A 25,877-nucleotide genomic window follows, 5' to 3' on the forward strand; every position below is an offset into this window, starting at 1 on the left:
GTTCCACCAGCACCGAATTTGGATTTGGTGTTGCCTCCGACACACTATGGTTATGTTGCTGCGGTCCAACGACGGACGGAGCGCTGCGCCACGCGCTGCACCTTTAAAGGGCACCGTTCGGCGAAAACCATTTCTTTTCTGGAGGAACATTGAAGAATTACCCGCGCAGCTTTAAGCGCAACGCAGGCGTCTCCGCCGCCATGCTCGGCGTCTCAGCTCTCCTGCTTTCCGGCTGCGGTGCTGCACCGGAAGAGGAAGAAGGCGGCTCCGAAGCAGCCAACAGCGACTTCACCGGCTGCATTGTCTCCGACGCCGGTGGCTGGGATGACCGCTCCTTCAACCAGTCCAGCTACGAAGGCCTGATGGCTGCGAAGGATTCGCTGGGCATCGAGACCCGCGACGCCGAGTCCCAGGCTCCCACCGACTTCACGAACAACGTTGACAGCATGGTCCAGGCCGGCTGCGACCTGACCGTGACCGTCGGCTTCCTGCTTTCCGACGCCACGAAGGCCGCCGCCGAAGCGAACCCCGACGTGAACTTCGCGATCGTCGATGACAACGCGATCGAGCTCGACAACGTCAAGCCGATCATCTACGACACGGCCCAGGCTGCCTTCCTTGCCGGCTACGTCGCTGCAGGCTCGTCCGAGACCGGCACCGTCGCTACCTACGGCGGCATGAACATCCCCACCGTGACCATCTTCATGGAGGGCTTCGCCCAGGGTGTTGAGTACTTCAACAAGGAGAACGGCGCCGACGTCAAGGTCCTCGGCGCAGACTCCTTCGTCGACAGCTTCGACAACCGTGCCGCAGGCAAGACCCTGACGCAGAACTTCATCAACGAAGGCGCCGACGTCATCATGCCCGTCGCCGGTCCGGTTGGCCTGGGCACCATGGAAGCAGTGGTCGAGGCCAACGAAGGCGGCAAGAACGTCCGCGCCGTCTGGGTTGACTCCGACGGATACGAGACAGCTGAAATCGGCAAGGAATTCATCCTGACCTCGGTCATGAAGCTGATGGGCGACGCAGTCGAGGATGTCATCACCGAGTCCGTTGATGACAACTTCAGCGCCGAGCCGTACGTGGGCACCCTGGAGAACGGCGGCGTTGACCTGGCGCCGTTCCACGACCAGGAGGCCAACGTCCCCGAAGACGTCAAGTCCGCCGTCGAGGACCTGAAGGCCAAGATCATCTCCGGTGAGATCACGATCGAAGCCGAGTCCAGCCCGAAGCAGTAGCAACGGGCGAACTGCCCTCAGACAACCGCCATGTCCCGCAGTAGAGACTGCTGGACATGGCGGTTTGTCTGTGCCGGACAGCCCTACCTCCCACACAGCACTTTTTAGAACAGATTGGTTGGGGTTTTGTGAAACTCGAGCTTCAAGGCATCACCAAGCGATTCGGTTCGCTGGTAGCCAATGACCACATCGACCTCGTGGTCGAGCCGGGGCAGGTACACAGCCTGCTCGGCGAGAACGGCGCCGGTAAATCGACGCTGATGAACGTCCTCTACGGCCTCTACGAGCCGACCGAGGGACAGATCCTCATCGACGGGCGGCCGGTAACCTTCAGCGGCCCTTCGGACGCCATGGCCGCCGGCATCGGCATGGTGCACCAGCACTTCATGCTCGTACCGGTGTTTACCGTGGCCGAGAACGTGGCCTTGGGAAATGAAAAAACGCGGTTCGCCGGAATGCTGAACCTGGACGACACCCGCCGCCGGATCCGGGAGATCTCGGACCAGTACGGGTTCGACGTCGATCCCGACGCTCTGGTGGAAGACCTGCCCGTCGGCGTCCAGCAGCGCGTGGAAATCATCAAGGCACTGATCCGGGACGCGGAAGTCCTGATCCTCGACGAACCGACCGCCGTCCTTACCCCGCGTGAAACAGACGAACTGCTGGGTATCATGCGCCAGCTCACCAGTGACGGCAAGGGCGTCGTCTTCATCTCGCACAAGCTGCGCGAGGTCAAGGCCGTTTCCGACGTCATCACGGTAATCCGCCGCGGCAAGGTAGTCGGCTCCGCAGAGCCCAGCGCCGGCACCACCGAACTGGCAGCACTGATGGTGGGCCGTTCGGTCAGCCTGAGCCTGGACAAGGCTCCGGCCGTCCCGGGCGAAGAGACCTTCCGGGTGGAGAACCTCACGGTTCTCTCCGCGGGCGGCCAGCCGGTGGTTAACGGCCTGAGCTTCGGCATTGCCAAGGGTGAAATCCTGGCCGTCGCCGGTGTCCAGGGCAACGGCCAGACCGAGCTCACCGAAGCGGTCATGGGCCTGCAGGAACACGTGACCGGCTCCATCAAGCTGGACGGACGGGAACTCGTGGGCATGAAGACCCACAGGATCATCGACGCCGGCGTCGGCTTCGTACCCGAGGACCGCAACGTTGACGGACTGGTCGGCACCTTCTCGGTTGCCGAAAACCTGGTCCTCAACCGCTATGACGAGCCGCCGTTTGCGCGCGGCCTGTCGATGAAGCCTGCAGTTGTCGGCGCCAACGCCGAGGAAAAGATCACCGAGTTCGATATCCGTACCCAGACTGCGGCGACGCCGGCGGGCACACTGTCCGGCGGTAACCAGCAGAAGGTGGTTATGGCCAGGGAACTGTCCCGGCCGCTCTCACTGTTCATCGCCAGCCAGCCCACCCGCGGGGTGGACGTTGGTTCCATCGAATTCCTGCACCGGCGGATCATCGCCGAACGGGAAGCCGGCACGCCGGTGATGATCGTGTCCACCGAACTGGACGAGGTCCTTGAACTCGGGGACCGTATTGCCGTGCTGTACGGCGGCCGCCTGATGGGCATTGTGCCCGGCGGCACATCGCGGAACGTGCTGGGCCTGATGATGGCCGGCATGACCGCCGACGAGGCGCTGGCCCGAGAGGCCGCACCCGAGGAAAACCAAATTATTGAGGGAGGGGCGCAGTGAGCCCGGAAAAGTCCACCACTGGTGGGCCAGCACCAGACCGCAAGACTTCGGCTGCCGATGAGGCACGCCTCGAAGTAGCTGCGGAAACCGCCGGAGGCCAGCTGGCGCCGCCCGCCGCCGCCGTCGGCAGTACCATCACCCCGGAGACGGACACCCGTCGCGGCGTCCTCGAGCGGATCGTGACCGGAAACGGTCTGGTATCCGTCCTCGCCGTCCTGATGGCCCTGATTGTGGGCGGGGTGCTGATCGCCCTGACCAACGAGGAAGCCACTGAGGCAGCCGGCTACCTGTTCAACCGTCCCGGCGATTTCTTCGCCGCCGCATGGGATGCGGCGGCCGGGGCGTACTACTCGCTCTTCCAGGGTTCGATCATCAATCTGGAGGCCGAGACCTTCACCCGTGCGATCTACCCCCTCACCCAGACGCTGACCACCGCCACCCCGCTGATCTGCGCCGGCCTCGGCGTGGCGCTGGCGTTCCGTGCCGGCCTGTTCAACATCGGTGCGCAGGGCCAGATCATCATGGGTGCCACACTGGCGGCGTGGGTCGGGTTCACCTGGCAGCTGCCCGCAGTGCTGCACATCCTCCTGGTGATCATCGCCGGCCTGATCGGCGGAGCCATCTGGGCCGGTATTGCCGGCCTGCTGAAGGCCCGCACCGGTGCCCACGAGGTGATCGTCACGATCATGCTCAACTATGTGGCCATCCAACTGGTCGCGTTCCTGCTCTCCACTCCCGGTTTCCAGCGAGAGGGCAGCAACAACCCGATCAGCCCGCTGCTGGCTGACAGCGCCATGTTCCCCAAGCTGTTCGGCGCGGATTTCCGCCTGCACTGGGGCTTCATCCTGGCGATCGCGGCCACGGTCTTCGTATGGTGGCTGCTCAACCGTTCCACCATCGGCTTCGAACTGCGTGCCGTGGGTGCCAACCCCGACGCCGCCCGGAACGCCGGTATCAGCACCACGAAGGGCTACGTGGTGGTTATGCTCATCGCCGGCGCCCTGTCCGGCCTCGCCGGCGTGTCCCAGGTCTCCGGAACCGAGCGCGTTCTGACCACCGACGTGGCGGCCAGCTTCGGCTTTGACGCCATCACGGTGGCGCTGCTGGGCCGTTCGACGCCGTGGGGTACCTTCGCTGCCGGCCTCCTCTTCGGCGCTTTCCGCGCCGGGGGTGTCGCCATGCAGACCAACACCGGTACCAGCATCGACATTGTCCTGGTGGTCCAGTCCCTGATCGTGCTGTTCATTGCGGCCCCGCCGCTGGTGCGTTCGCTGTTCAGGATCCCGCCGCCCGGAGCCTTCCGCTCCACCCGCAAGCCCGCCGCAGCCGCCGGAGGAGCAGCATGAGCACCGCAACTACTACCCCCACCCCCGCGCTGACCCCGGCGCCCGCTGCCCTTGTGCGCAGCTGGAAGACACCGATCCTGCTTGGCGTGCTTGCCCTGCTGTCCCTGGTGTTCTTCGCTTTCGGAGCTCCGTCCACCGATGTCACCTTCCGGCTGACCGATCCCGGGGCAGCCATAACGCTGCCGGACCTGGTGTTCTCCGCCAAGGTCTTCGGCTGGGCAGGCGCAATTGTGCTCGTCCTGGCCGCTGCCTGGGCCTTTGTCCTGGTCCGTTCGGGGCGGCGCCTGCCGCTCTGGCTCCCGGTGATTTTCGGCGTCGTCTTCGTGGCGGCGTTCCTTTCCTGGTCCGTCGGCAGCGCCGGCACGCCCAACATTGCCCTCTACGGCCTGCTGGCCGGCAGCATCACCCTCGCCGTGCCGCTGATTTTCGGTTCACTCTCGGGTGTCCTGTGTGAACGCGTCGGCGTGGTCAACATCGCCATCGAGGGCCAGCTCCTCTTCGGCGCCTTTGCCGCAGCAGTGGCCGGCACCGTGTCCGGCAGTGCCTTCGTCGGTCTGCTGGCAGCAGCGGTTGCCGGCGTGCTCGTCTCCCTGGTGCTGGCCGTCTTCAGCATCAAGTACGTGGTCAATCAGGTCATCGTGGGCGTCGTGCTGAACGTGCTCGTGTCCGGCCTGACCGGCTTCCTCTTCTCCACCGTGCTCAGCGCGAACCCGGCCGAATTGAACTCGGCGCCGCGCCTGCCGAACATCCGGATTCCGTTCCTGGCAGACATCCCGATCATCGGACCGATCCTGTTCGATCAGTCGCTGATCGGCTACCTGATGTACTTCGCCGTTGCGGCGGTCTACTTCGGGCTGTTCCACACCCGCTGGGGCCTGCGTACCCGTGCGGTGGGAGAACACCCGAAGGCGGCCGACACCCTGGGCGTCAACGTCAACCGGACCCGGTTCACCAACGTGCTGCTCGCCGGTGCCGTGGCCGGTGTCGGCGGTTCGTTCTTCACCCTCGTATCGGTCTCCAGCTTCGGCCAGGACATGACCGGCGGCCAGGGCTACATTGCCCTCGCAGCCCTCATCCTTGGCCGCTGGAACCCGCTCGGTGCCGCAGCCGCGGCCCTGCTGTTCGGCTTCGCCACGAACCTGCAGTACGTCCTGGGCCTGCTGGGTACCCCGGTGCCCAGCCAGTTCCTGTCGATGTTGCCCTACGTGGTGACGATCTTCGCGGTGGCCGGCGTCGTGGGCAAGTCCCGCGGCCCGGCTGCCAGCGGCGTGCCGTACATCAAGGGATAGCTCTCAGGGGGACCTGCTGCCGGGAAGCCGGCGGCAGGTCCCTCGTGGTTTCCGGTCCGACCGGACCGGAAACCCAATTGGAAGGAAGACATGACACAGACGACCCCCGGCCAGGTGGACTGGGACCAGCTCCTGGAAACCGCACGCGCGGCCCTGGCCCACGCCTACGTGCCCTACTCGAAATACCCGGTAGGTGCTGCGGCGCTTACCGACGACGGCCGGATTGTTTCCGGCTGCAACATCGAAAACGCCTCCTACGGGCTGACGCTGTGCGCCGAATGCTCGATGATCAGCCAACTGCAGATGACCGGAGGCGGCCGCCTGGCTGCCTTTGCCTGCGTGGACGGATCCGGCAACGTACTGATGCCGTGCGGCCGCTGCCGTCAGCTGCTCTACGAATTCCGGGCACCGGGTATGCAGTTGATGACAGTAAGCGGCATTCGAAGCATGGACGAAGTCCTGCCGGATGCTTTTGGACCGCAGCACCTCGAAGGGCAGGACAAATAAACATGACCGCTGAAAAGTTCGACGCCGTAGACATCATCGGAATCAAGCGGGACCGGGGCACACTGACCCCGGAACAGATTGACTGGACCATCGACGCGTACACCCGCGGAGCGATCGCGGATGAGCAGATGGCCGCGCTGAACATGGCAATCCTGCTCAATGGCATGAGCCGGGCGGAAATCTCCCGCTGGACCACCGCCATGATCAATTCGGGGGAGCGGATGGACTTCTCCTCCCTCGGCAAGCCGACCTCGGACAAGCACTCGACCGGCGGCGTGGGAGACAAGATCACCCTCCCGCTGGCGCCTCTGGTAGCCGTTTTCGGTGTTGCCGTCCCGCAGCTCTCCGGCCGCGGTCTCGGCCACACCGGCGGCACCCTGGACAAGCTCGAAGCCATTCCGGGCTGGCAGGCGGCCCTGACCAATGATGCGCTGATGGCCCAGCTGCGCGACGTCGGCGCGGTTATCTGCGCTGCCGGTGCGGGTCTGGCCCCGGCCGACAAGAAGCTCTACTCGCTGCGTGACGTCACGGGAACGGTGGAAGCCATTCCGCTGATCGCTTCCTCGATCATGAGCAAGAAGATCGCCGAAGGCACCGGTTCGCTGGTGCTCGACGTCAAGGTCGGAAGCGGCGCGTTCATGAAGGACGAGGCCCGCGCCCGCGAACTGGCCGAGACCATGGTGGCCCTGGGCAAGGACGCCGGCGTGAACACGGTGGCCCTGCTGACCGACATGTCCACCCCGCTGGGCCTGACTGCCGGCAACGCCATCGAGGTACAGGAGTCCGTGGAGGTACTCGCCGGCGGCGGACCCGAGGACGTCGTAGAGCTCACCCTGGCCCTGGCCCGCGAAATGCTCACGGCAGCCGGGCAGCCCGACGCCGACCCCGAAGCAGCACTGAAGGACGGCCGCGCAATGGACGTCTGGCGCCGGATGATCTCCGCGCAGGGCGGCGATCCGGACGCTGCGCTTCCCGTGGCCCGCGAGTCCGAAACCATCTACGCGCCCGCCGACGGCGTGCTGGTGGAACTCGATGCCCTCTCCGTAGGCGTTGCCGCTTGGCGCCTCGGTGCCGGCCGTGCCCGCAAGGAAGACGCAGTCCAGGCCGGTGCCGGCGTCGTGATGCACGCCAAGCCGGGCGCCACCGTCCGGGCCGGCGAGCCGCTGATGACGCTGCTGACCGACACCCCCGAAAAGTTCGACCGTGCCCGCGAGGCACTGGCCGACGCCGTCGTCGTAGCTCCCGAGGGATCGCGTCCGGCACGGAAACTCATCATCGACCGGATCAGCTAGGGCCTCGCTTCTTCCGGGGCCCGGGGGCGCCGGGGGTGCCTGGGTGCCGGGCCCTGCGGGCCCTACGGGCCCCGGAACGGCGGCAACGAAATTTCCTTGCTCGCAGAGCTCGCAGGAAATATTAAAGCCGCCTTCCTCCGGGGTCCTCCGCGGCCCTTCGGGTCCGGCGGGACCGGTGCCCCTGGCGGGGGTGCCTCCTCCACGTCCCTCCACGTCCCTCCGGGTCCGGCGCGCCTGCGCCTCGCCGGAAGGGGGCGCCGCAGGCATCGGTCTCTGCGTGGCATGCTTGTAAGGGACCTAGGTAGCTAACTCAAGGAGCGGCAGCTGTTGGACGTTCTCAGTGCCACAGTGGACGGCATAAACAACTTCATCCTCTCCACAGCGGGTTCGCCGTGGGTCTACATCGGGCTCCTGGCCTGCTGCCTGATCGACGGCTTCTTCCCGCCGGTGCCCAGCGAGTCCCTGGTGGTCGCACTGGCATCGCTGGCGCTCAGCGGCGCCGGCGTGAATATCTGGCTGCTCATTCCCGCAGCAGCCCTGGGTGCCTTCCTGGGCGACAATCTCGCCTATCTGCTGGGCCGCTGGATCGGGACCGAAAGGTTCCGCTGGATGCGCACGCCGAAGATGCGCCGTTCCTTCGCGTGGGCCCGCCATGAACTCGACAAACGCTCCATGTCGCTGATCCTCGTGGCCCGGTTCATCCCCGTTGGCCGCGTGGTAGTGAACCTCACCGCCGGCGCCACAGGGTTCCCTCGACGCCGGTTTATCTCCCTGACCGCGATCTCCGGGATTGTCTGGGCTGCCTACAGCGTGGCTATCGGCGCGATAGCCGGTGCCTGGTTCAACGAGCACCACCTGCTCGGCGTGGTGGTGGGTGTAACCGGCGCCCTCGTCCTGGGCCTGGTCATTGACCGCATCATCACCCTGGTCCGGGGCCCCGCAGCGGGGGCAGTACCCGCGGCAGCGGACGACATGCCGAACGCCGACGACGACGAGAGCACGCAGAAGGCCGCCTGAAACACCGTAGAGTTGCTGTGTGACTGAGCCTACAAACCTCCCCGCATCCTCTTCCCTCGACGTGCGCAGCCTGCCGAAGGTATCGCTGCACGACCACCTTGACGGCGGCCTCCGTCCGGCCACCATTATTGAGCTGGCCGCCGCCGTCGGCCATACCCTGCCGAGCACCGACCCCGCCGCACTGGGGGAGTGGTTCCGCGATTCGGCGGACTCCGGATCCCTGGAGCGCTACCTCGAAACCTTCGACCACACCATCGCCGTCATGCAGACGCGCGAGGGCCTGGTGCGGGTGGCCCGCGAATTCGTCGAAGACCTGGCAGCTGACGGCGTGGTCTACGCGGAAGTCCGCTGGGCTCCGGAACAGCATGTGCAGGCGGGCTTGAGCCTGGACGAAGCCGTGGAAGCAGTGCAGGCCGGCATCGAAGAAGGCGTTGCGAACGCGGAAGCTGCGGGCAGCTTCATCCAGGTGGGACAGTTGATCAGCGCCATGCGGCACGCAGACCGTGCCATGGAGATCGCCGAGCTTGCCGTGCGTCACCGCGATTCCGGGGCCGTGGGCTTCGATATCGCCGGCCCGGAAGACGGCTTCCTGCCTTCGCGGTTCAAGGACGCGTTCACCTATCTGGCCGAAAACCAGTTCCCGGCCACTGTGCATGCCGGTGAAGCAGCCGGAATCGAGAGCATTGTGGATGCCCTGGTCCACGGCCGGGCGCTGCGGCTGGGCCACGGCGTGCGGATCGCCGAGGACATCGACGTCGAATTCGAGGACAACGGCGCGCCGGACGAACCCGAAGTGGGCATCGTGAGCATGGGCCGGGTGGCGAACTGGGTCCGGGACCGCGGTATCGCCCTGGAAGTGTGCCCGTCCTCGAACCTGCAGACCGGTGCCGTTGCCTCCTTCGGTGAGGACATCGAGACCCACCCGATCGACCTGCTTTACCAGACAGGCTTCGCCGTCACCGTCAACACGGACAACCGGCTGATGAGCTCGGTGACGCTCACCGGCGAGTTCGAGCTCCTGATGGACACCTTCGACTACGACCTCGACGATGTCCTGGAACTGACGATGAACGCCGTCAACGCCGCGTTCCTGCCGCTGGACGAGCGTGCTGCGCTTTCCGCCTATGTCACCGAGGGGTTCAACCGCGCCCGTGGCTGAAATCCCCCTTCCCGATGACCTCGGTGAGCGGTTCATCCGCCTTACCGAGGTCATCGGTGCCCTCCGCGAGCGTTGCCCCTGGACCAGGGCATTGACCCACGAGTCCCTGCTCGAGTACCTCGTGGAGGAAACGTATGAGCTCGTTGAAGCGGTGGAGGGCGGAACGGCCGGTCCCGGGCGTGCTGCGGAACTGCGCGGCGAACTCGGCGACGTCCTGCTGCAGGTGCTGCTTCATGCCCGCCTGCAGCAGGAAGCCGGCAGCTTCACAGTGGCGGACGTGATTGATTCCCTTACTGCGAAGATGATCCGCCGGAACCCGCATGTGTTCCGCCCCGACGGCAGCCTCCGGGAATCCAGCGAAGAGTCCGGTATCGCGGCGATTGAACAGGCCTGGGACGAAGCGAAGAAGGCCGAGACACCCTCCCGGATCTCGCCGTTCGAGGGAATTCCCGCAGGCCTGCCGGCGCTGCTCCTGGCCGCCAAGACCCTGTCGCGTGCCAGCCGCGCCGGACGGCGGCTGCCTCCGACACAGGCCTTAAATGCGGAATTTGCAGATGAAAACGAACTCGGTGACGTGCTGTTTTCACTGGTTCGCCGTGCCTCGGAACAGGGGCTCGACGCCGAAACGGCCTTGCGGGCGGCGGTCCGCCGGTACACGGACGAAGACGCAGGCACCTGATTTCGACGCCGCCTACCCTGCGCCGAAGAGATCACCGATGTCCGTGATTCAGCTCACCGGACCTTACTCGGAGCCGTGATTCTATTAGGCTAAGAGGCAGACACTCAGAACCTGCCCGCCAGGCAGGTCTGCGGTTTTCTTCCCAATCGTTCCAATGAACAGGAGCAATTCAATGGCCATCATCGATGCCATCCATGCCCGCGAGATTCTCGATTCCCGCGGCAACCCCACCATCGAGGTGGAGGTGCTGCTCGACGACGACACCTTCGGCCGCGCGGCTGTCCCCTCCGGCGCCTCCACCGGCGCTTTCGAAGCCAACGAACGCCGTGACGGTGAGAAGAACCGCTACCAGGGCAAGGGCGTGCTGCAGGCCGTTGAAGCCGTGATCGAACAGATCCAGCCGGCACTGCTCGGGTTCGACGCATCCGACCAGCGTGCCATCGACCAGGCCATGATCGACCTGGACGGCACCGAGAACAAGTCCGGCCTGGGCGCCAACGCCATCCTCGGCGTCTCCCTCGCGGTCGCCCGTGCCGCCGCAGAATCAGCTGCACTGCCGCTGTACCGCTACCTCGGCGGTCCCAACGCGCACATCCTGCCCGTGCCGCTCATGAACATCCTGAACGGCGGTTCGCACGCCGATTCCGACGTCGACATCCAGGAATTCATGATCGTTCCCCTGGGCGCTCAGACCTACTCCGAGGGCCTGCGCTGGGGTGTTGAGGTCTACCACAACCTCAAGTCCGTGCTGAAGGAAAAGAACCTCTCCACCGGTCTTGGCGACGAAGGCGGCTTCGCTCCGAACCTGCCCTCCAACCGTGCAGCCCTGGACCTGATCATCGAAGCCATCGAGCGTGCCGGCTACGTACCGGGCAACGACATTGCCCTGGCCCTGGACGTGGCAGCCTCCGAATTCTTCAAGGACGGCTCGTACCTCTTCGAGGGACAGAACCGGACCGCGGCCGAAATGTCCGCCTACTACGAGGAACTGGTCCGCGACTACCCGCTGGTTTCCATCGAGGACCCGCTGGATGAAGAGGACTGGGACGGCTGGAAGACCCTGACCGCGTCCATCGGCGACAAGGTGCAGATTGTGGGCGATGACCTCTTCGTCACCAACCCGGCACGGCTGGAAACCGGCATCAAGAACAACGCCGCCAACTCCCTGCTGGTAAAGGTCAACCAGATCGGCACCCTGTCCGAAACCCTGGACGCCATCACCATGGCCCAGCGTGCCGGCTACACCACCATCACGTCCCACCGCTCCGGTGAGACCGAAGACACCACGATCGCCGACATCTGCGTTGCCACCAACGCCGGCCAGATCAAGACCGGTGCTCCGGCCCGTTCCGAGCGCGTGGCCAAGTACAACCAGCTGCTGCGCATCGAAGAGGAGCTGGACGACGCCGCACGCTACGCAGGGCGCAGCGCGTTCCCGCGCTTCAACAACGCCAAGTAGCCGTACCGCCGTGACGGCTGCCGGCCCGATTCCGGGACGGTAGGCGTTGCGGAACAGGCTCCAAACACCGCGGGTGGGTAACCTCATAGGAGGGAACCCGCCCGCGGTTGTTTTTCACCGCCTGCCCCGCCTTTTCGACAGCACCGATTTAGACAGGAAGCGCATGCCAACCCGACGCCCCAAGGTGCCCCGGTCCGCGGCCCCAGCCAACCCGGACAGGGTAAAAGCCAGCGGAGGCGACGCGTCGAAACCGGTGAAGGCTGCCGCCCCGAAGGCTGCAACCCCGAAGGCCGCCGCCCCGAAGGGTGCAACCCCGAAGGCCACCGCCCCGAAGGCTGCCGCCCCGAAGGCGACGGCTAAGAAAGCACCGGCCGCGAAGGCTAAGCAGCCGGCGGCCCGGAAAGCCGAAGCTCCGAAGGCCGGAACGCAGCCGGGGAACCAGCGCTTCGGGAAGATGTCGGCATCGGACGCCCGCGCAGCAGTGCGCTCCCAGCTTTCCGGCGCGATCCGCCGCAAGTCCGATCCTGCACCGGAATCAAAAGCCCCCGCAGCCGTGCCGGAGGTGGAAGCCCCGGATGAGCTGCGTCCAGTACCCGCGAAGGCATTCTCCGGACGGCTGCTGGTCCTTGCCATGGTGATGGTGGCCATCACCGTACTGCTTGCACCGTCGGTGCGGACGTACCTTCAGCAGCGCTCGGAGATCGCCGTGATGAAGGCGGAGATTGCGGAGGCTGAAGCAACACAGGCCGAATTGGAAGTCCAGCTTGGCCGCTGGGAAGACCCTGCCTACATCAAGCAGCAGGCGAGGGACCGTATTTTCCTGGTGATGCCGGGGGAGAAACGGTACCTGGTCAAGGGTGAAAACGGTGTGGAACAAGCAGAGCAGCTTGCTTCCGAAGAGGAGCCCGAAGACCTGCAGTGGGTGGATTCGCTGTGGGACTCGGTCAAGAAATCCGCCACGGCACAGTAATCTGGAGGCTGATAGAAGAAGCAGCCCGGGGCCCTCACCGGCCCCCACGGAAGGAACCTCCTGCATGACCCAGGACCAGCTCGCCCCCACCCAGGAAGACCTGGAAACCCTGAGCCGGCAGCTTGGCCGCCCGGTGCGCGACGTCGTTGAAATCGGCGCCCGCTGCGTCTGCGGCAACCCTCTGGTAGCCACCACGGCCCCCCGGCTGAGCAACGGCATACCTTTCCCCACCACCTATTACCTGACGCATCCGGTCATCACGGCTGCCGTGTCCCGGCTGGAAGCCGCCGGCCTGATGACCGATATGAGCCGCCGGCTGGAGGAGGACCCGGAGCTGGCGCAGCGGTACCGAAGCGCCCACGAACACTACCTCCGGGTCCGTAACGAGATCGGGGAGCGCACCGGAACCGGTCCGGTACCGGAAATCGACGGTGTCTCCGCGGGCGGCATGCCTAACCGCGTGAAATGCCTGCACGTGCTGGTGGGCCATTCCCTGGCCGCCGGCCCCGGGGTGAATCCGCTGGGCGACGAAGCACTGGCCGCTATTGAACAATGGTGGACAACCGACCGCTGCTACTGCGAAGGTGCTTGGGACACTGCAGCTCCCGCTCCGGCGCGTGACCTTAGCCGCCACACGAAGACACAGGGCCTAAGCCCGGAAGAACTCGAGAGCAAGAAGGCTGCACGCCGGCAGGCAACGGATGCCGCTACGAACGAGGGGGAACTGTGACAGGCCAGGAAGACAACCGCGCCGAAGGCATGCGGGTTGCAGCCATCGACTGCGGCACCAACTCCATCCGGCTCCTCATCGCGGACATCACCCGGGACGATCACGGCGCAGCCCAGCTCACCGACGTCGTACGCCTGATGCGGGTTAACCGGCTGGGACAGGGCGTGGATGCCACCGGACGGCTGGCCCCGGAAGCGTTGGAACGCACCTTTGCAGCGGCGGATGAGTACGCTGCCCTGATCCGTGAGCATGGTGCCTCCCGTATCCGGTTCGTTGCCACCTCCGCCAGCCGCGACGCCGAAAACCGGCAGGAATTCGTCGACGGAATCCGCGAACGCCTCGGCGTTGAACCCGAAGTGATCAGCGGAGACGAGGAAGCGGCGCTTTCGTTCGCCGGTGCGGCAAGCGTGTTCGCCGGCGGGAACGGCGCCAAGACACTCGTGGTGGACCTGGGCGGCGGCAGTACCGAGTTCGTCCTCGGTGACGGCTCCGGCGTCCTGGCGGCGAAGAGCACCAACATGGGCTGCGTGCGCTTCACCGAACGGTACCTGCTGTCGGATCCGCCTACCGAAGCGGAAATCGCGTCAGCACGCACCGACATCCTGGACATGATTGCTTCCGCACTGGTCAGTGTGCCGCTGGCCGAAGCCGACCGGCTGGTGGGGGTGGCCGGGACCATCACCACTGTCACCGCCGCGGCCTTGGGCTTGGCCGAGTACTCTCCCGAGGCCATACACGGGGCTGAGCTGAGCCGGGAGCGGATTGACGAGACAGCCGACGCCCTGCTGCGGCGGGACCGTGCCGGGCGGGCAGCACTGCCGTACATGCATCCGGGCCGCGTGGACGTTATCGGGGCCGGCGCGCTGATCTGGCGCACCATCGTGGACCGCATCGACGAACTGACCGACGGCCGCGTGGCCACGGCGTTCGCCAGCGAACACGACATCCTTGACGGCATTGCGCTGAGCGCGTGAGGGCAACGGGAACCGCCCCCGGCCGCCGCCGGGGAGGCGCCGCACGCCTCAGGACCGCCGCCGCAGCGCTCTGCGCAGCAGTGGCGGTGCCGCTGCTGGCACCTGCTCCGGCACAGGCCGATGAATGGCGGGACAAACAGTATTGGCTCGCCGACTACGGTGTGACCGAGGCCTGGAAGACCACCAAGGGTGCCGGAGTGAAGGTGGCCGTCATCGATACCGGCGTCGATGCAACTCACCCTGACCTGGCCGGTGCCGTCGTCGGAGGGTTCGATGCATCAGGCGCGGGCGATCCGCAGGGTGCCAGGGGCCTCGGCAGCACGCCCGGGCACGGAACGCTGGTGGCGACACTGCTGGCCGGCCGGGGCCACGAGAAACCCCCGGAGGACAAGGAAGCCGGCGAAGGGGACGAAAAGGAAGGCGAGGACAAGGACAAGCCGGCGGACCGCCCCGACGGCATCATCGGCGTTGCCCCCGAGGCGGAGATCCTCGCTGTCTCCACCTGGATCGGCGGAACGAATCCCGGCGGAGTTCCGATTGACACGCAGATCCCCGCCGCCGTCCGCTGGGCCGTGGATAACGGCGCCCAGGTCATCAACATGTCCCTCGGCAGTACCTCGACCGCCTGGCCGGAAAGCTGGGACGACGCGTTCCTTTACGCCGAGCAGAATGACGTGGTGGTTGTCGCAGCCGCAGGCAACCGCGGTGTCGGCATGGTCCAGGTGGGAGCACCTGCCACCATTCCCGGGGTCCTCACCGTGGCCGGACTGAACCGGCAGGGCGAGGCCAGCCAGAACTCGTCCTCCGAAGGCATCAGCATTGGTGTTGCCGCTCCTGCCGAAGACCTGATCGGGGGGATGCCCGGGGACACATCCCGGTATGCGAAATGGGAAGGCACCTCCGGGGCGGCGCCGCTGGTGTCCGGTGTTGCTGCACTGATCCGTGCTGCATACCCGGAAATGAGCGCGGCAGATGTGGTCAACCGGATCGTCAGCACCGCGCGGGACGCCGGGGACCCGGGGACGGACACTATTTACGGCTACGGGATCCTGGACGCCAATGCCGCAGTGAATGCCGATGTTCCCTCGGTCACCAGCAACCCGCTGGGAACCATTGCCGAGTGGATCCGCGTGCACCGGCGGGTGGCGGATGAGTCGCCCGGCGCTGCGGATATTCCCGCCCCCTCGGTCCCGGACCTGCCGGAGCCCGCCGTCCCGGTGGCGCAGGAGCCGGCTGCTGCGAACGGCAACCTACCCGCCGTCGTCGTACTTGGTTTCGGCGGGCTCCTGGTGGCCCTGCTGGTGGCCGGCACGGTGCATGTGACTCACGTTCGGCGCCGCGGGACAACGGCCGGCGGGACGCAGGCGACCGAAACGGGCTCCCTGGATGAAGCGGGAGTCCGGTAGCGAAACGCCCTGTTCGCGGTTTGTCAAATGGTTCGTGAAAGCTTTCACAAACTCAGGTAGGATTGGGGCATGGCATCGAACAAGCAGTTTTCTGATCGTCCCCGCGTTCTGGTGGTCGGCGGTGGTTACGTCGGTCTGTACGTGGCCAAAGACCTCCAGAAGAAGGTAAAGGAACAGGGAGGGATTGTTACGGTAGTGGATCCGCTGCCGTACATGACCTACCAGCCTTTCCTTCCCGAGGTTGCCGCAGGCACCATTGAAGCCCGCGACGCCGTTGTGTCCCACCGCATGCACTTGAAGCAGACCGAGCTGATCAACGGCAAGGTGACTTCCATCAACCATGCCGCCCGCACCGCGACCATTGAGCCGGGCGACGGCAGTGAGCCGTTCGAGCTGCCGTACCAGGATGTTGTCGTAGCGGCAGGCTCGATCACCCGCACCTTCCCGATCCCGGGCCTCGCCGAGGCCGGCATCGGAATGAAGAGCATTGAAGAAGCAATGGCCACCCGGAACCACGTGCTCGAGCGCATTGAAACCGCATCGCTCATGCCCGTTGGCCCGGAACGCGAACGTGCGCTGACCTTCGTCGTCGTCGGCGGCGGCTTTGCCGGCATCGAAACCCTGACCGAGCTCGAAGACATGGCCCGCGACGCGGTCCGTATCAATGACCGGCTTCGCCGCGAAGACCTCCGCTTCGTCCTGATCGAGGCCATGGGCCGGGTTATGCCCGAGGTCAAGCCGGACCAGGCCGAGTGGGTTGTCTCCAGCATGCGTGAGCGCGGCATCGAGGTCCTGCTGAACACGTCGCTGGCGTCCGCAGAAGGCGGCCTCCTCAAGCTGATCAACATGGCGGACAAGTCCCCGGCCGGCGAGTTCGGTGCTGACACCCTGATCTGGACCGCCGGTGTGCAGGCGAACCCGATGGTCCGCGCCACCGACTTCCCGGTGGATGAGCGCGGCCGTGTCCGCGCCAACGCCGAACTGCGCATCACCGGCGACGACGGCCCCATCGACGGCGCCTGGGCTGCCGGCGACGTCTCCGCGGTTCCGGATCTTTCCGGCGGCGGAGTAGGCGGCTTCTGCGTCCCGAACGCACAGCATGCCGTCCGTCAGGCGAAGCTGCTGGCCAAGAACATCATGGCCGCCCGCTACGGCGTCGGCACCGTGGAAGAGTACAACCACAAGAGCCTGGGTGCTGTTGCAGGCCTTGGCCAGTACAAGGGTGTCGCCAACATCATGGGCTTCGGCCTGAAGGGCTTCCCGGCCTGGCTGGCGCACCGTGGCTACCACGGCCTGGCCATGCCGATGTTCGAGCGCAAGTTCCGCGTCATCTCGGGCTGGCTGCTGAACGTGAGCTACGGCCGCGACCTGACGTCGCTGCGCAACCTGGAAGATCCGCGCCGCGGCTTCGAGGAAGCAGCAACGCCGGCTAAGAAGCCGGCCGTGAAGGCCTAGTCTTCCGCATTCGTTCACAGACGACGACGGCGGCCCTCCAGCAGGAGGGCCGCCGTCGTCGTGTTTCCTGCCGTACACGCGTTTCCAGTAGGCTTGGAAAGCAATCGCAGAGCCCCAGTAGCCCAATTGGCAGAGGCAACGGACTTAAAATCCGCGTGTTGTCGGTTCGAGTCCGACCTGGGGTACCCCTAGCCGCGTGACCGGTTGCGGTGGCGCAGCAGCAGTCCGCCGGCGAGCAGTCCGAGTATGACGACGGCTGCGATCGCCGGGAGTGCCAGATCCGAGGCGGTACGTTCCTCATCCACCGCGTCCGTGGCGGACGGCGAGGGGCTGGCGCTCCGGCTGGGACTCGGCGACGTCGTGCCGGTCGAAGAGTTCCCTCCGGTTCCGCCGACGGGTGTTCCACCCGTGCTGCCGGTGGAAGCCGGGGACGGCGGCATAGTGGACGGCGCGGCTTCCGGTGTGGCTTCCGGCGTGGGCTCCACGGGTGCGGCGGGCGCGGCCGGAACCGGAACGGCGGGAACCGCCTCGGAATAGTTGCCGGTGGACGGATCGTAGTGGCTTTCGCCCGGGTTGTAGGACGGCGCCGGCACAGCGGGGCTGTAGGTGCTTACGACGCACGTCTCGACCCCGTCGACGACGGCGGGAAGGTAGCCCGGCGCGCACTCCAGGGCCTGTGCCGGAGCAGCGGGCCCCATCAGGAGCAGCACGGCAAGTGCGGAAGCGGCAGTGGACAGGCGCGGAATGTGCATTTTTCCCCCAAGATAACGGTTCTACGGCCATCGTATAGGGCTAATGCGCACTTCCCGGCAAGGGGATCAATGTTGGAATGTGACGAGCGTTACAAGGCTGTAACCGCAGCCTCTTATATTCGACACAATGATCTACTAGCTTTTCTTCTAATCAGGAACACCTGGTATTTGCGTCAAAGGCACCCGCCTTTCGATCGGGGAGAAACTTTTATGACTGCACTACGCACTGCCAGCGGTTTTGGCACGGGCACGGGATACGCCCGCACCGCCAAGATCGCCGCCCTTGGGCTGGGCCTCGCAATGTTCGCCAGCGGCTGCAGCGGCGGCAGCGGGGAATCGTCTGCTGAAGAAACATCCGCAGAGACCGAAACCGCCGCTGCCTCGGTTCTGTCCTGCCCGGAAAGCCAGGGGGGAACCGGGGAAGACCCGGGCGCCAAGGGCGATCCCGCGGCCGTCCCCGCCTCCACCGGAACCACCGACGCACCGCTGAAGATCGGCACGCTGCTGCCCACCACGGGTTCCCTCGCGTACCTCGGCCCGCCGGAAATTGCCGGCACCAACCTGGCAGTTGAGGAAATCAATGCGGCCGGCGGCGTCCTCGGCAAGGACATCGAAATTGTCCACCGCGATTCCGGCGACACCACCACGGATATCGCCACCCAGTCGGTAAACGACCTGCTCAGCCAGGGCGTCAGCGCCATTGTGGGTGCAGCGTCCTCGGGCGTCTCCAAAACAGTGATCGGCAACATCACCGGCGCCGGCGTCATCCAGTTCTCCCCGGCCAACACCTCACCGGACTTCACCACTTGGGATGACAACGGACTGTACTGGCGGACCGCTCCCTCGGATCTCCTGCAGGGACGCATCCTGGGCAACTACATCATGTCCTGTGGCGCGCAGACCGTGGGCATGATCGTGCTTAACGACGCCTACGGCACGGGGCTGCAGAGCAACGTGAAGACCTCGGTTGAATCCGCCGGCGGCCAGGTGGTGGCCGAGGAGATGTTCAATGAGGGCGACTCCCAGTTCAGCAGCCAGGTGGACTCCGTTGTGGCAGCAAAGCCGGACGCCATCGTGGTGATCAGCTTTGACCAGGCCAAGAGCATCGTGCCGCTGCTGACGGCCAAGGGTGTCGACGCCAGCCAGTTGTTCTTTGTGGACGGCAATACGTCGGACTACAGCAAGGACCTGGACGCCGGAACCCTTGAAGGGGCGCAGGGAACCATTCCCGGAACCTTCGCATCGGAAAACTTCAAGGAGTCCCTGCTTGGAGTCGATCCGGCGCTGAAGGACTGGTCCTACGCGGGTGAAAGCTACGACGCCGTCACCCTCTTGGCGCTTGCGTCCGAGGCCGCGGGCAGCACCGATGGCAAGGCCATAGCCGCCCAGCTGGAGAGCGTGTCCGGCGAGGGCGAGAAATGCTACGACTTTGCCGGCTGCGTGACCATCCTGCGCGGCGGCGGAGACATCGATTATGACGGCTACTCCGGACCGATCACGTTCGATGCGAACGGAGACCCCACGGAAGCCTTCATCGGTATCTACCAGTACGACGCTGATAACGTGCCGCAGCCGAGCCGCTCCGAAGCGGGCAAACTGTAACTGAAGCAGAACAGCAAGGAAGAAGCCCCCGCCGGTTCCGGCGGGGGCTTCTTCCTTGCTGCTGACTGTCCTCTGATGATGCCTCCCAGAGGCGCGGAGTCTTCCGCCGCCCCTGGGCCCCTCCTTGGGCCGGGAAGGACTAGGCCGTCTCTGCCAAGGTGCCCAGGTAGAGCTGGATGACCTTTGGATCCTTCATGAGTTCGCGCCCGGTACCGGTGTAGGCGTCCCGGCCCTGGTCCAGCACGTACGCCCGGTCACAGATCTGCAGGCAGCGGCGGGCATTCTGTTCCACCATGATCACGGAGACTCCTGCCCGGTTGATCTCATGCACCCGCAGGAACGCCTCGTCCTGCTTGACGGGGGAGAGCCCGGCGGAGGGTTCGTCCAGCAGCAGCACGGCGGGATCCATCATCAGGGCACGGCCCATGGCGACCATCTGGCGTTCACCGCCGGACAGGGAACCCGCCCGCTGGGCCCGGCGCTTGGCCAGTTCGGGGAACACGCCGGCCACAAAATCGAAGCGTTCCCGAAAGGTCCTGGGCGCCTGGTAGACGCCCATCTGCAGGTTCTCCTCGATGGTCAGGGAAGGGAAGACGTTGTTGTTCTGCGGAACGAATCCCACACCCCGGCTGACGAGCTTGTTGGCCTTGAGCCCGGTGAGGTCCTGGCCGCGGACCACTACGGTCCCGGAATGCACCTTGACCAGGCCGAACATCGCCTTGAGCAGGGTGGACTTGCCGGCACCGTTGGGTCCGATGATTCCGATCAGCTCTCCCCGGCGGGCTTCGATGCTGCAGCCGTTGAGGATGTTCACCCCGGGGATGTACCCCGCCACGAGGTCGGTCACCTTGACAACCGAGTCGCCGTCGAATGCCTCCGCGCTCATGCCTGGTCCTTCCGTTCGTCGTGGCGCCGGGCCGATGCCCCGGCAGATTGGACGGCGGGTTCGGTTCCCACCGATGACTCGGCGTCCTGCTCCAGCTCCGCTTCGAGCTTTTCGAAACCCTCCGAATCGGCGAGGTCCACGTCGTGATGGGCGCCCAGGTAGGCGTCGATCACGGCCTGGTCCTTCATGACCTCGGAAGGCGGTCCCTCGGCCACCACCTTGCCTTCGGCCATGACCACCACCCAGTCGGCAATGTGGCGGACCATGTGCATGTCGTGCTCGACGAACAGGACGGTCATGCCCTCGGCCTTTAGGTTCTTGATGTGGTCCAGCAGGGACTGGGTCAGCGCAGGGTTCACGCCGGCCATGGGCTCATCCAGCATGACCAGTTTGGGGCGGACCATCAGGGCCCGGGCCATCTCCAGCAGCTTGCGCTGGCCGCCGGAGAGAGACGCTGCATAGTCGCTCCGCTTGGTGTCCAGCTTGAACTTGGCCAGCAGGACGTCGGCCTGCTCGGTAATCTCCTTTTCCCGCTGGCGCCACAGCGGAGGCAGGAGCGCCCGTCTGAGGGATTCCCCCGGCTGGGCTGTGGCACCCAGGCGCATGTTCTCCAAGACGGTCAGCTTGCCCATGACCTTGGTCAGCTGGAATGTGCGGACCATGCCGAGGCGTGCCACCTTGTAGGCGGAAACCCCGGCCAGGTCTTTGCCCTCGAACTGCCAGGCGCCCGACTGGGGCGTGTCGAAGCCGGTCAGCAGGTTGAAAAGAGTCGTTTTCCCGGCACCGTTGGGGCCGATCAGTGCGGTGATCTTATGCCGCGGAATCTCCACGTGCTCCACATCCACGGCGTTGATTCCGCCGTAGGTCCGGGTGACGTTTTCCGCCACCAGGATCGGATCCCGCTTGGCACATCCCGGGCCGATCTCACCTTGTGCGATGGGACGGGTGTCGTCCATGTATTCGTTGTCCGCCGGGGTGACGGGACGGGCGTGGGATGCTTCCGCTTCCGTACCGGCTGCGTGCGCCCCTGAGGCGCGCGCTTCCGCCCGGGGCTCGTCTGCTTTGTGGCTCATGCGAACGACAGCTCCTTCTTGTTGCCCAGAATGCCCTGGGGCCGGAAGATCATCAGCAGCATCAGGGCTACGCCTACAAGGATGTAGCGGATCTGGCCTGCCTGGGTAGTGGTGATGAACGTGATGTACCCGGATTCAATGGCACCGTAGAGCAGACCCTGTGTGACGGAGAGGATGGCCCAGAAGATCATCGACCCCAGAACCGGTCCGAGCACGGTGGACATTCCGCCCAGGAGAAGGGCGGTGTAGAGGTAGAAGGTCAGCTCGGTCCCGTAGTTTGCCGGCTGCACGGCGTCCCGGGGGAGGGTGAAGATGATTCCGGCCAGCGAGCCCAGGAGGCCGCCGATGACCAGCGCCTGCATTTTGTAGGCGTACACGTTCTTGCCCAGGGCGCGGACGGCATTCTCGTCCTCCCTGATGCCCTTGAGCACGCGGCCCCAGGGACTGCGGATCAGCATCCACACCAGGAGGCAGGCGAGGGCCACCAGGGTCCAGGCCACCAGGCGGATCCAGAGGTCCCGCTCGTTCATGGAGACGGGGCCGAGGCTGTAGGAGCCGTCCGGTATCGGGTTGAGGGCATAGAAGCTGCCGGTAAAGGCGGCCAGGCCGTTGGCGGATCCGGTCACCGGTGTCATGGAGTTGGTGGTGACGACGTACCGGATGATCTCGGCGGCGGCAATGGTAACGATGGCAAGGTAGTCCGCACGGAGACGCAGCGTGGGGATGCCCAGGATGACGGCAAACACCGCGGATGCCAGCAGGGCGATCAGCAGCGCCAGCGGCAGCGGGGCGTTGAAGGAGAGGATCGGTATGGCGAAGCCGTAGGCGCCGACGGCCATGAATCCGGCCTGGCCGAAGTTCAGCAGGCCGGTGTAGCCGAAGTGCACGGCCAGCCCGAGGGCGGCCAGTGCGTACGCGGCCGTGGTGGGGCTGATGATTTCGGTGAAGGCACCGAGAAGAATATTGGCGAAATCCATTTGCAGCTAAGCCCCTAACCTATGCGCTCGCGGCGGCCGAGGAGTCCCTGCGGCCGGACCAGCAGGACAAGAATCATGATGACCAGGGCGCCCACGTATTTCAGGTCCGCCTCCAGCCAGAGGGTGGAGATTTCCACGAAGAGGCCTACCAGGACGGATCCGACCAGTGCGCCGAAGACCGTGCCGAGACCGCCCAGGGTCACTCCGGCGAAGATCAGCAGCAGGATCTGCTGGCCCATGTTGAAGGAAACGCCCGGCCGGTAGTACGCCCAGAGGATGCCGCCCATGGCGGCAAGGGCTCCACCGATGACCCAGACGAGCCGGATGACCCGATCCACGTCAATGCCCGACGCCGCGGCCAGGGCGGGGTTGTCCGCCACTGCCCGGGTGGCCTTGCCGATCCGGGTGCGCAGCAGCAGGAGCGCGACCACCAGGATGACGGCCAGGCTGACGATCAGGGACACCAGGGTATTCCGGGGGATGGACACGGGGCCGAGTTCCAATATCGGGCTCTGGGAGCCCGGCAGCTGCTGGGTTCCGCCGCCGAAGAAGAACAGGACGGTGTAGCGCACTGCCACGGCGAGGCCGATGCTGACGATCATCATGGGCACCAGGCCGGTGCCGCGGCGTCGCAGCGGCTTCCAGATTCCGGCGTCCTGCACATAGCCAAAGGCCGCGCCGCCCAGTACCGCCAGCGGAAGCGCGACCCAGAGCGGCATGCCCAGTGAGGCGAAGGCGAAGGCAAGGATGGCGCCCAGAGTCACCATTTCCCCATGGGCGAAGTTGGTCAGGCCGGTGGTGCCGAAGATCAGCGAGAGACCGACGGCGCTCAGCGCCAGCAGGAGTCCGAAGCTCAGGCCAGCCACGGCGCGCTCGAGCAGCAGGGACCCGAAGCTTTCCTCCTGCAGCACGATGCCTTCACCCAGCAGGAACAGCGTGGTGATGTTGGTGGTGTTGGCGAAGGTGACGGTGCGCGGGTTCTGCTGGCCTTCCGCCAGGGCGACACCCTCCGGAAGGGTGGATTCGTCCAGCTCCACTTCATAGGCGCCCTGCTGCGGGACGCCGATGGACCAGGAGCCGTTTGCCCCGGTGACGGCTTCGCCCTCGTACCCGTTGCCGTTCGCGGTGATTTTCACCCCCTCGAGCGGAGTGCCCTCATTCTTGATGACGCCGCTGATCCGATCGGGGTAGTCCGCCCCGGAGTCGGGACTTGTGGCTGACGGCGAGGCGTCAGGCGTTGCAGTGGTTGCGGACGCGGCTGGAGCCGAGAGCAGCAGGGCAGCAAACATTGCTGCCACGGCCGCCAGCATCCCCAGATAACGGGTCAGCGCCGATGTTCTTACCAAGTTCTGAAACCTCCACGCAGGGCTGCGGAACCGAAGAAGCGGCGCGCAGGCGGGCAGATGTGACACGGGTCACCGAATGGAGAACATGCTACCCACAGAATGTTTCAGGCAATGACCTTTCTCCCGGCGCGCATGTCGCGATCGGGTAACGACTGGCTGGGCGCAAATGCAAGCCCGCGTTCCTCCGGGGGATCCGGCGGTACCAAACCGTTATCTCCAGGCAGCAGTTCCGCGGGAATCTGCCGCCCCCTGTACTCGTTGTAATTGGTAGGCTGGGCTGAAACAGCCCCCCAGATGGAGGACAGATTCAATGGCACTTGGCGGAAATCCGGTATTCAACGGAAAAAACTTCCGTTCCCAGACCCGCGGCGGTACCGCAACGGGCTCCCTGGCAACAGACAACAGCTACATGACCCCGCAGCAGCTGCAGGATCTTTACACGGCCCCTTCGGCCAAGCCGTCGGACATGGGCCGCATGACCTACGACGACGTCATCATGAAGACGGTGTTCTGCCTCGCGATGGTCCTGGTGGGTGCCGCAGTTCCGACCCTGCTGCTGCCGGGACTGGGCGGCGGGCTGATGATCCTGGGCGCACTGGGCGGCTTCGTCCTGGGCCTGGTGAACTCCTTCAAGCGTGAGCCCGTTCCCGCACTGATCCTGGCTTACGCCTTCCTTGAAGGTATGTTCCTCGGCGGTCTGACCGCTGTCCTGGACAACATGTACCCGGGTGTCGGACTGCAGGCAGTGCTCGGCACGCTGGCAGTCTTCGCGGTCACCCTCGTACTGTTCCGCAGCGGCAAGGTGCGCGCCACGCCCAAGGCCGTCCGCTTCTTTATGATCGCCATCATCGGCTACGCGGTCTTCTCCCTGCTCAACGTCGGCCTGATGATCTTCGGAGGCGTGCAGGATCCGTGGGGCCTGCGGGGCAGCGTGGAGATCTTCGGCATCCCGCTGGGCGTCTTCATCGGTGTCCTGGCCATCGGCCTGGCAGCGTTCTCGCTCATCATGGACTTCACGTCCATCGAGCAGGGCGTCAAGGCGGGCACCCCGGAGCGTTACTCCTGGACCGCTGCATTCGGCCTGACCGTGACGCTGGTGTGGCTGTACGTGGAGATCATCCGTCTCCTGTCGATTCTCCGAGGCAACGACTAAACGCACCCGGCAACGACACATCGGTAGTACTACTACCGGAAGGATCGCAGGCAACGCCTGCGGTCCTTCCGCCGTTTAAAAGGCCTGGACTCTGGGCACCCTCCTCATGCGGACGTAGCATGGCCGCTGGGGAACCGGGAAAGGGGGCTTCGATGGCCGAATCCGAGCGGCAGCCGGTGGTCGAGGAGCTCGTTGCCGCCCTGCTGGGCGGACCGGATACCGAGACATTCCTGTCCGTTGCCGCCGGGGTTGCAGCCCGGCGGCTGGCCCTGTCTGCACCGGACGGTTGTACGATCGCCGTGGAACGCAGCCGGCGGCCGCTGCTCACCGTCCGGACGCCGGGGTTACCGGCACTCCGTGCGGAGCATGGTCCCGGCAGCCCGGGCGGGACGGTGCTGGGCGGCGGACCCGACGTCGTGCTGACGGACCTTGCCGCGGATCAGCACTGGCCCGCGCTGGCCGGGGCAGCCGATAACGGAATCCGGTCAATTGCCGCCGTCGCCCTGCCGCTGGAGGGGGACCGCGGGGTCCTCAGCTGCTATTCCGTGCGGATAAACGCGTTTGGCCCCGGCGAGATTGCCGGTGTGCGTGCTGTTGCCGCTGAAACTGCCAAGGTCCTCCGGCTGGCCCTGCAGATCGATGCGCAGGCGAACCGGGCGGCGAACCTCCAGGCCGCGCTGGAATCGCGGACCGTGGTGGACCTGGCGGCAGGCATCATCATGGGGCAGAACGGCTGCAGCCAGCAGGCTGCAATCGACATCCTGCGCAGCGTCTCGAACAGCCGGAATATCAAAATCCGCAATGTCGCGGCAGGTGTGGTTGCCGCCGTCAGCGACCGGGTCAACACGCATTTCGATGAGTGATTACCGGACGCGC

The 25,877-nt window shown here is 65.5% G+C and carries 23 protein-coding genes and 1 tRNA gene; 19 read left to right on the forward strand and 5 right to left on the reverse strand.

The window, feature by feature from the left end; genetic code table 11:
* Positions 1-149: 149 nt before the first annotated feature.
* From N2K98_RS04290 to N2K98_RS04365, 16 genes are all read left to right on the forward strand, one after another.
* On the forward strand, positions 150-1,238 hold the full coding sequence (locus N2K98_RS04290) for a BMP family lipoprotein (RefSeq protein WP_370646452.1): 1,089 nt from the start codon (positions 150-152) through the stop codon (positions 1,236-1,238).
* A 128-nt stretch (positions 1,239-1,366) separates the two neighbouring features.
* Positions 1,367-2,929: an ABC transporter ATP-binding protein gene (locus N2K98_RS04295; protein ID WP_255866155.1), complete on the forward strand. Its 1,563-nt coding sequence runs from the start codon at positions 1,367-1,369 to the stop codon at positions 2,927-2,929.
* Positions 2,926-4,275 (forward strand): ABC transporter permease, encoded by a 1,350-nt coding sequence (locus N2K98_RS04300; protein ID WP_370646453.1) that lies wholly within the window; start codon positions 2,926-2,928, stop codon positions 4,273-4,275. The genes N2K98_RS04295 and N2K98_RS04300 overlap by 4 nt, the downstream gene beginning before the upstream one ends.
* Positions 4,272-5,564: an ABC transporter permease gene (locus N2K98_RS04305; RefSeq protein WP_255798498.1), complete on the forward strand. Its 1,293-nt coding sequence runs from the start codon at positions 4,272-4,274 to the stop codon at positions 5,562-5,564. Before N2K98_RS04300 ends, N2K98_RS04305 begins: the two co-directional genes overlap by 4 nt.
* Before the next feature lie 90 nt (positions 5,565-5,654).
* Positions 5,655-6,071, forward strand: a complete 417-nt coding sequence (locus N2K98_RS04310) for a cytidine deaminase (RefSeq protein WP_229952503.1) — start codon at positions 5,655-5,657, stop codon at positions 6,069-6,071.
* 2 nt (positions 6,072-6,073) lie between these two features.
* A complete protein-coding gene (locus N2K98_RS04315) occupies positions 6,074-7,363 on the forward strand; it encodes a thymidine phosphorylase (RefSeq protein WP_255866156.1) in 1,290 nt (429 codons plus the stop codon).
* Between the two features lie 348 nt (positions 7,364-7,711).
* Positions 7,712-8,380: a DedA family protein gene (locus N2K98_RS04320; RefSeq protein WP_255866260.1), complete on the forward strand. Its 669-nt coding sequence runs from the start codon at positions 7,712-7,714 to the stop codon at positions 8,378-8,380.
* A gap of 19 nt (positions 8,381-8,399) precedes the next feature.
* A complete protein-coding gene (locus N2K98_RS04325) occupies positions 8,400-9,539 on the forward strand; it encodes an adenosine deaminase (RefSeq protein ID WP_255798500.1) in 1,140 nt (379 codons plus the stop codon).
* Positions 9,532-10,218, forward strand: a complete 687-nt coding sequence (locus tag N2K98_RS04330; RefSeq protein ID WP_255866157.1) for a MazG nucleotide pyrophosphohydrolase domain-containing protein — start codon at positions 9,532-9,534, stop codon at positions 10,216-10,218. Before N2K98_RS04325 ends, N2K98_RS04330 begins: the two co-directional genes overlap by 8 nt.
* Positions 10,219-10,390: 172 nt before the next feature.
* Complete coding sequence (gene eno, locus N2K98_RS04335) at positions 10,391-11,677, forward strand: phosphopyruvate hydratase (protein ID WP_229952792.1); 1,287 nt, start codon at positions 10,391-10,393, stop codon at positions 11,675-11,677.
* Between the two features lie 163 nt (positions 11,678-11,840).
* Complete coding sequence (locus N2K98_RS04340) at positions 11,841-12,647, forward strand: FtsB family cell division protein (RefSeq protein ID WP_255866159.1); 807 nt, start codon at positions 11,841-11,843, stop codon at positions 12,645-12,647.
* Between the two features lie 64 nt (positions 12,648-12,711).
* Positions 12,712-13,377, forward strand: coding sequence for a DUF501 domain-containing protein (locus N2K98_RS04345; RefSeq protein ID WP_255798503.1), 666 nt, complete (start codon positions 12,712-12,714; stop codon positions 13,375-13,377).
* A 29-nt stretch (positions 13,378-13,406) separates the two neighbouring features.
* On the forward strand, positions 13,407-14,351 hold the full coding sequence (locus tag N2K98_RS04350) for a Ppx/GppA phosphatase family protein (RefSeq protein WP_255798659.1): 945 nt from the start codon (positions 13,407-13,409) through the stop codon (positions 14,349-14,351).
* Positions 14,348-15,757 (forward strand): S8 family serine peptidase, encoded by a 1,410-nt coding sequence (locus N2K98_RS04355; RefSeq protein WP_407080006.1) that lies wholly within the window; start codon positions 14,348-14,350, stop codon positions 15,755-15,757. The genes N2K98_RS04350 and N2K98_RS04355 overlap by 4 nt, the downstream gene beginning before the upstream one ends.
* Positions 15,758-15,826: 69 nt before the next feature.
* Entirely contained in the window at positions 15,827-17,212 is a 1,386-nt protein-coding gene (locus N2K98_RS04360; protein ID WP_255866160.1) for an NAD(P)/FAD-dependent oxidoreductase, read from the forward strand.
* Between the two features lie 111 nt (positions 17,213-17,323).
* Positions 17,324-17,397: transfer RNA gene (locus tag N2K98_RS04365), tRNA-Leu, on the forward strand.
* Positions 17,398-17,400: 3 nt separating this feature from the next.
* Here N2K98_RS04365 and N2K98_RS04370 read toward each other — a convergent pair.
* Complete coding sequence (locus N2K98_RS04370) at positions 17,401-17,964, reverse strand: hypothetical protein (RefSeq protein ID WP_255866161.1); 564 nt, start codon at positions 17,962-17,964, stop codon at positions 17,401-17,403.
* 210 nt (positions 17,965-18,174) lie between these two features.
* Between N2K98_RS04370 and N2K98_RS04375 the strand changes: the two genes are divergently transcribed.
* A complete protein-coding gene (locus N2K98_RS04375; protein ID WP_255866162.1) occupies positions 18,175-19,566 on the forward strand; it encodes an ABC transporter substrate-binding protein in 1,392 nt (463 codons plus the stop codon).
* A 139-nt stretch (positions 19,567-19,705) separates the two neighbouring features.
* On the opposite strand, the gene N2K98_RS04380 is transcribed toward N2K98_RS04375, so the two are convergent.
* The 4 genes from N2K98_RS04380 to N2K98_RS04395 all read right to left on the reverse strand — a co-directional run bounded on the left by N2K98_RS04380 (position 19,706) and on the right by N2K98_RS04395 (position 23,812).
* Complete coding sequence (locus tag N2K98_RS04380) at positions 19,706-20,452, reverse strand: ABC transporter ATP-binding protein (protein WP_230024746.1); 747 nt, start codon at positions 20,450-20,452, stop codon at positions 19,706-19,708.
* Positions 20,449-21,408 carry an ABC transporter ATP-binding protein gene (locus N2K98_RS04385; RefSeq protein WP_255798661.1) on the reverse strand — a complete coding sequence of 320 codons (960 nt, stop codon included), beginning with the start codon at positions 21,406-21,408 and terminating at the stop codon, positions 20,449-20,451. Before N2K98_RS04385 ends, N2K98_RS04380 begins: the two co-directional genes overlap by 4 nt.
* Positions 21,409-21,521: 113 nt before the next feature.
* The gene (locus N2K98_RS04390) at positions 21,522-22,502 is read right to left on the reverse strand and encodes a branched-chain amino acid ABC transporter permease (RefSeq protein WP_255798507.1); all 981 of its coding nucleotides are present in this window, start codon (positions 22,500-22,502) and stop codon (positions 21,522-21,524) included.
* 14 nt (positions 22,503-22,516) lie between these two features.
* Entirely contained in the window at positions 22,517-23,812 is a 1,296-nt protein-coding gene (locus tag N2K98_RS04395) for a branched-chain amino acid ABC transporter permease (protein WP_255866262.1), read from the reverse strand.
* A 346-nt stretch (positions 23,813-24,158) separates the two neighbouring features.
* Between N2K98_RS04395 and N2K98_RS04400 the strand changes: the two genes are divergently transcribed.
* Together N2K98_RS04400 and N2K98_RS04405 are read left to right on the forward strand one after the other, a co-directional pair.
* Entirely contained in the window at positions 24,159-25,001 is an 843-nt protein-coding gene (locus tag N2K98_RS04400; RefSeq protein WP_255798508.1) for a Bax inhibitor-1/YccA family protein, read from the forward strand.
* A 152-nt stretch (positions 25,002-25,153) separates the two neighbouring features.
* On the forward strand, positions 25,154-25,864 hold the full coding sequence (locus N2K98_RS04405; RefSeq protein WP_255866163.1) for a GAF and ANTAR domain-containing protein: 711 nt from the start codon (positions 25,154-25,156) through the stop codon (positions 25,862-25,864).
* Positions 25,865-25,877 lie beyond the last annotated feature (13 nt).

This window comes from Arthrobacter jinronghuae (assembly GCF_025244825.1).
Lineage (GTDB): Bacteria > Actinomycetota > Actinomycetes > Actinomycetales > Micrococcaceae > Arthrobacter_B > Arthrobacter_B jinronghuae.